General features: G+C 57.4%; 5 protein-coding genes. All 5 read left to right on the top strand.

Annotated features, from left to right (window positions below):
• On the top strand, nucleotides 1–1,546 hold a 1,546-nt coding region (locus PLL20_21160), incomplete at its 5' end, for a tetratricopeptide repeat protein (GenBank protein ID HPD32511.1).
• Between the two features lie 512 nt (nucleotides 1,547–2,058).
• Nucleotides 2,059–3,759, top strand: a complete 1,701-nt coding sequence (locus tag PLL20_21155) for a cysteine peptidase family C39 domain-containing protein (protein ID HPD32510.1) — start codon at nucleotides 2,059–2,061, stop codon at nucleotides 3,757–3,759.
• Nucleotides 3,760–3,905: 146 nt separating this feature from the next.
• Nucleotides 3,906–4,289, top strand: coding sequence for a hypothetical protein (locus PLL20_21150; GenBank protein ID HPD32509.1), 384 nt, complete (start codon nucleotides 3,906–3,908; stop codon nucleotides 4,287–4,289).
• Nucleotides 4,290–4,311: 22 nt separating this feature from the next.
• Nucleotides 4,312–5,772: an RHS repeat-associated core domain-containing protein gene (locus tag PLL20_21145; GenBank protein ID HPD32508.1), complete on the top strand. Its 1,461-nt coding sequence runs from the start codon at nucleotides 4,312–4,314 to the stop codon at nucleotides 5,770–5,772.
• Between the two features lie 133 nt (nucleotides 5,773–5,905).
• The gene (locus tag PLL20_21140; GenBank protein ID HPD32507.1) at nucleotides 5,906–6,640 is read left to right on the top strand and encodes a hypothetical protein; all 735 of its coding nucleotides are present in this window, start codon (nucleotides 5,906–5,908) and stop codon (nucleotides 6,638–6,640) included.
• Nucleotides 6,641–6,702: the final 62 nt, after the last annotated feature.

Here is a 6,702-nt window from a genome sequence, read left to right as displayed (position 1 = left end):
TCGTCAGCATTTCGGCCCTGCCGCAGAGGCATTGGAACAAGTCATCACTTTTGCAACCGCCGACGCGTATGCTCAGCAGCGCAACTGGGCCCGCGTGTTCCTGGCCGAGGTCTTGCTCAACTTGTCGGCCCACAGCCGCGTTCGGCAGGTAACGGACGATATCATCGCCGACCACGCGGCCAGGAAGGCTGACGACTTACAGGCCGTCTGGGCTTTGATCCTGAAAAGCCGGTCGCGCATGTTCACCAACGAAACGTCGGCAGTGGTCGGGGCGCTGGAGCCAGCCCGGATGGCTGCTGTCCTGGCCATCGAGTCGGGCCGCGCGGACCTGGCTTTCGAGGCCAACCTGGTGTTGGGTGAGGTTTACAGCCGGTTGAGCCGCGACGCCGACCGGCTGGTCCGGCAGGGCGACGGCGCATACGCGGCTTCGCCGGTTGCGGCGGTCGTGGACGAGACGCGTCGGGCTCAGAACTATGTCCACGAGGGTGAATGGGGACCGCTCATGGTCCAAGCAATGGATCATTACCGCACGGCGATGAACCTGGCCGAGCAGTTCAACGCTGGTCCGGACCGGCGAGACAAAGCACGCCTCGAATACGCCGCCTGCATCCGTCATTTGGGCATGAGGGATAAGGCCGTTGCTGTGCTCCGCCTGGGCATCCCGGATCCGGCCCAAATGACGGACACGGGGAACAAACTCGCCCAGGCCATCGGCTTGTTCCTGGATGCCCACAAGGCGGAGGCATGGTACGCATATCTAGGCGATCCGCTTTCCCATCCAGATCCGACGGCCGCAATTGTCGAGGCCGAGTTCGGAACGACTGCTTCTCTTCCGTCCGGTGAACCGATCACAAACCAATTTGAACGGTGGTTATGGCTGGGTCGTTTCTACCAAAACCAGAAGCGTTGGGAGCAGGCGGCAACAATGTACGAACAAGCGCTTGGCGCATCCCGGCGCACATATGATCGTGCCTTGGCTCAGGATGGCATAGCATGCTGCCGATACGGTCTTGCAATCGAGACGTCAGACGCTGATTTGCGACGCCGGCGAAAACTCTCCGCGATACTGACTGCGACGAGAGCCGTGACTGAGTGGAACGCGGTTGTCCTTGAGGTGAAAGGCGACAAGACGCACTGGCCGATCGAACGGGCTATCGACATTCTCTGGGATACTGCGCAGTACCAGGAGGCGACGGATCTGGCTGAACACCTTGCTTATCGCGTGGATCCTGTAACCGACCCTCGACAAGCAGCCTTCGCGTTGATGAAGTTGAGTGAAGTTTACTTGGGTCGTAGCCGCTGGGAGCAAGCGGCCAACGCTGCACGCGCAGTATGGGATCGCTTCGCGGACACGAACGATGCGGTTGTTCAAGAGATCTGTATCCATGCCATGTTTATCGCTGAACTGGCATTCGCTAATCTCGGAGATTTTGAATCAGCCCGTTCGGTTCTGGATACTTTGGAACATAAATGGCCCGAAAAGCTGGCCCATGCTATTTCGCAGAAGAGGGCGTCGCTGGCCGGTCTGGAGGAAGGACAAGGATGATGTCTCGACAAATGAAAACCGGCATGTTTGGCACGTGCTCGTCCATTATCATTCTGCTACTGGGCATGGTAGCAGCGAGCTATCTCGCAAAGCGTGACTCGCTGCAAGCATCCACGACGGCCTTTTCACATGTACCAAAGGTAAGTAACGCCGAACTTCGAGAGATCGTGGGATTCTGTCCGCGATGTTGCATCGACTTGGGAACCTGTAACGCGCTCGACTGGCAACCGTGCACAGAAGACGCAATGCATCTATGCACCGATCCGGGAAAGATCTGCAGCAACTGTACCCCGGCGGACACGGTGGATCTTTGCACCTTCTACAATGCACTGCCAGGTGACGTGTGTACAACCATCGTGATCGCCTGCAATCCAGCACAACCCGTGTACGCCTGCAAGACCACATCGGTAGGATGTAGATGCCTGCGCGTGCGCGGTAGCACTATGGCTTGCGGTCAGTCCGCGAATTGTAGTTCGGGCAGCGTATACTGCCCATGATCGACGAGGTGATCTATGAGAGTTGCAAAGCATGTTCTCACCCTACTCTGGTTGGTTGCAGTGACACCGGTTTTGGGAGAGAGCCTGACGTCGCTGAGTGTGGCCGACCTTTCGCAACGGTTGGCCGAGGTCGAGTCTCGCATTCAGGATCTCGACGTGCGCATGACCGTGACCTCCCAGTACGCTGTCGGCCCTGCTCCAGGTCGGTATGTCACCAGCGTGCGTTGGGTGTTCAAAGCTCCCTTCGGCAGCAGGTTTCGCCTGGAACAGGAGGGCATCAAACCTTGGGACCGCGGCGCCCGGGACACTCTCGCCTTGAGCGGAACCATTGCTTTTGACGGTGTTGATTCCTGGAGCTTGTGGCGGACTGGTGGCAACATGGACGAGGCGCTTTCAGCTCCCGCCCATGGCAACATCCTTGGCGGAAAAGACCCGGCGGTCGACCTTGGCGAAGGTTATCGACAAGTGACATTCTGGAGACACGGCCAACCCCTTTCAGAGGTCATACAAGCCATTCCTGGCGTGATAGTGGAGGTTGACAATGTTGAGGATGTCGGCCCGGTCTACCGTGTCTCCGTGCCGTGGAACAAAAAAGAAGGTGAAGATTGGATTGGTCCTGAAACAATCTACCTCGACCCGGCTCGCGGTTATGCCATCGTGCGCGTAGAAGAGCCTTCCCTAGACCCGACTGTTCTCAATAACCTGCTGCGGGTCACGGCGCTGACCGAGGCAGAGCCCTTCTTGTGGATACCCACTCAGGGCGCCTCTGAATCTAGGAGAAGCGGCCAGATTACGTATTCCTGGCATTGCCAAGTACAATCCGTTAAGCTGAACACCAATGTTCCAGAGGAGCTTTTCAGCATCGATTACCCTGCGGGGACGATGGTCAGCGATCTTCGGACAAAGATAACTTTCAAGGTCGGATTCAACGCGCAAGGGGCCGATGAGGCGATGGAGGCTCAAGCCAGGGCGGCGCGGGCGGCAGTTGACCAACTCGCCGCCGGCGATAAGGTGCAACTGCCCGTGCTGCCTTCGGAGCGCACGCCGATTCCTTCTTTTGCGCCGGAAACGAAGAAGACACAAGCAGAGCTTCCACGCTGGCTGACCATTTCTGGACTCGCGTTCGGGTTGGCGTTGGCATTCGTTCTGGGCTTGACGGCGATCCGTGTCCGTCGCGCCAGACCGGTACTCTTTTGCGTCCTACTGGCGATTGGTGCTGCTGGTCTCGCGCTCTCGGGGGCGGCCACCTACGTCTTGGCGAAACTCCCGTCAACCTGCATGGCAGTCGCGAACGCTCCTGATACTTCCAGAGTTGTTTTTGATTGCGGACGGGCCGTTCTCGGCGTTCTTGCAAAGTACTACGGCACGGATTGGCGCGCTGAAGATATCGCGCGCCATACGGGTCCGACGCCCGGCATGTCACTCCTTGAAATTCGAGATACCGCACGGGCGATGGGGCTTCACGCTGATGGTGTCAAGCTGAGCACCATTGAACAGTTGCAGAGAGTTCTGAGTGAGCCTCGATCGGCTCTTGTGCTTGCTACGTCACTTGACCAGGGAGAGTACCAGGCCGGGCACTTTTTCTGCGTGGTAGGAGTCGCCGATGAGTATTTCATCGCGATAGACCCTCCTCGCCCCGTCCATCTGATCACCTCGGAAGATACGTCCAGTGCCATCACCCGAGGAAAAGGATATGCACTGCTCATTCACCCATAAGCGTTAACTTAGTGCTTGCATGCTTCGGGTTAGCCGGGTATGCTTGCCTGCATGAAGCTCATCGAGCATCGAGAGACCTAGCGGATTGGACGACTGGCGGGTGCTTTGCCAGATGGTCTGGGGTCAAGATGGTCTGGGGTCAGAGGATGGTCTGGGGTCAGAGCGCATTTAGCTACTACGGCGGCAGTGGCGATCATCACTGGGATTTCGGGTATAATGGACGTAGCGAGTTGACCGGCGGGGAGCGTCGAACGGGTGCGGTGTTGGGTCAGGGCACGCTCTTTGCCATGAAGGGTGATTTCGACTACGGTTACGATCCGATAGGCAACCGGACGGAGTCCAATGTGGATGGAGCCTCACCGGCCATGACCTATACGACCAACGCGGTCAACCAGTACACGGCCACCTTCCGACCCGACGGAGTCGTTCAGTTACGATTTCGACGGGAACCTGTCTCAGGATGTCGGGTTCGATTACACCTGGGATGGAGAAAACCGGCTGAAGACGGCCACCCCTCGGAATCCGAATAACGGCGATGAGAAGGTCGCCTTCGTGTATGATTACATGGGTCGGTGGGTCCGTAAGGCCGTGTATGTGTACAATAGTGGCTGGCCGGCCGAGGAGAGCCCGAACAAGGTGGAGCATTTTGTCTACGACAACTGGAACGTGATCCTGGTCCTGAACGGCTTGGATGGTGAGGACCCCGGCACCGAGCCTGACAACACGCTGGTGCGCAGGTACACTTGGGGGCTCGACCTGTCGGGCACGATCACCGGCATGGGTGGCATCGGTGGCTTGCTGGCGGTCGAGGAGACGGCCACTCCGGGGTCACCGAGCTATTGGTTCTGCTATGACGGGAACGGCAACGTCGGCCAGGTGATCAAGGCCAGCGATCAGAGCGTGGCCGCCAGGTATGAGTACGACCCATACGGCAACATCATCGGCCCGGACGATGACGCCGACGGCGACTGGTCGGAGCACGCCACGGCCTTCGCCCTAGCCAACCCCATCCGCTTCAGCACCAAATGGTTCGACGCCGAAACCGGCCTGTACTACTACGGCTACCGCTACTACTCCCCACGTCTCGGACGATGGATCAGCAGGGATCCGATTGGGGAGAGGGGCGGGGCAAACCTGCATAGGTTCTGCAAGAATAGACCAGTTGTTCTCATGGACCCCCTCGGTCGGCAGACCACGGCTCCGGGCGGCGTGACTGCGTCGATCACTGTTCACTGGGGTGTCGCAGAGGAGTGGGTTCGCTGGGGCTTCAGCAATCCAGACGATCCGAACCGTGCCCCAGGAGTTCCTCAGCCACCGGTACACGAGTCGAGGGAATACTGGAAGCCGGAAGTCGCTGTGTCCCTTTCCATAACAGCTCCTGTGCGTCATGGCAAGACATCTGCTGGCCGAACGGAGTTCAGCGACAATCCGATTGTCTCTCTCGACGTTGTCGTTGGGAAGGAGAAAGGAGGCATTATACCGACAACAATCGTCTGGTGGAAAGGCGTTGGGGAATCAGCATTTGGCCGCAATCTTGAATTGGCAGCTAGTCCGGGCAAATGTGTTTCCTGCTACAAGGTCCTTGTTGCTGTCGACATGCAGACACAAAGCTCAGTTGCGGCTGAGAACATGGTGTCAACAGTATCCGCGCTTCTTGGGATTGTGGTGCCTGTACCAGATAAGAGGTATTGGGTGTATTTTGGAGGTGAAACCCTTAAGTACTTTGGGGCGGAGGGGATAAACGAACTCGCAGCTGTGCTCGCCAGCGGCAGTAGAAAGAATCTTTTGCTTTCTGCCATTATCTGCGCCGACGGGAAGCGCCTGGTTGGCAGCTACAACCATCCGGCAGAGGACTCAGAGTATCATGCGCCCGACGGGTACATAAAGGACGGGTCCTTCCATTACTACCCCTGGTCAGTTGAGTGGTTGCGCCGTACCGGTACGTGGATTCACTCTGATCCTGGAGGGAAAACGGGGGTGCTGGGACAACGGTATTATGAGGCTTATGACTAAGGCGGCCTTCGGCCGCAACCAAAACATGCGCGCAGAATGCGCACCAGTCGCGACGGAAGAGACTAACTCTAGGAAGTCAGAGCGGCTTGGCGACCCGTGTTCGACGGAGGGGCACACAGAAGAGAGCGGCAGGTTGAGTGATCTCAAAGAAACTTCTTCCAGGGCTTTTGCGGCATGTGCGTGTATACTGCTGCTATCATGGACCGTACTTGTTCTGCTCTCAGTCGGTGTTGTGTGCGGTCCACTCGATAACACACTTCTGCCGACAGATGTCAGTATCGTCACTCAGATTGTTGGAAAAGCTACAACTGATGACGTGCCGTTCAATGGTTTTGTTTTAACTGCGAGTGCAAGAGCTGCGAAACCTCCTTTATCCGCTAGAACTGCCGCTGCCAGACAGAGAGTGGGGATTACTCTTTACGGCAGGTCTTCGACAGCCCATATGGCTTCGCCTCGTATCATTCTGGAGGTATCTCTTCCATCCTGCGACATCGCTTGGGCTTTGATTGTGTCTGGTGAACAAAGCTTCTCGCCCGCGGGTTCGACTTCACACGGCTTCACCGAGGACATCATGGCTCTCTACTGCAAGCAGGCAGGTATGGATGTGTCATCAGCAGTTGCGACACAAGCAATGGGGGAGTTGGTATCCATCACCCGCCAGCTCGCTCATTGGCAGGCCGATCTCGAAAGCAAGATATTATCTGCCGACGGGCTTTTTGGTCTACAGGTGTACTCGCATCAGTTCTCGCAGATACGGCCCGGCGCACGCCGCATTGTTCTCTGGACCGGCACTGGGGTCTGGTTTAGCGGTTGCCTTCTGATTCTCTGGGTGTCGAGGGTACGTAGGACAAGAAAAGACCCGCTATAGAGCGTCAAGTGTCGGCGCCGGTCTGAACATGCTGTAAATCCGCCGGTTTGATGATGCGGTGA

The organism is Phycisphaerae bacterium (assembly GCA_035384605.1).
In the GTDB taxonomy this organism is placed as follows: domain Bacteria; phylum Planctomycetota; class Phycisphaerae; order UBA1845; family PWPN01; genus JAUCQB01.
This window is presented reverse-complemented; position numbering and strand designations above follow the sequence as displayed.

Excerpts from the sequence above, each read along its gene's own strand:
- PLL20_21150 (HPD32509.1), top strand. The coding sequence starts at position 3,906 with ATGGTCTGGGGTCAGAGCGCATTTAGCTACTACGGCGGCAGTGGCGAT.
- PLL20_21155 (HPD32510.1), top strand. The coding sequence starts at position 2,059 with ATGAGAGTTGCAAAGCATGTTCTCACCCTACTCTGGTTGGTTGCAGTG.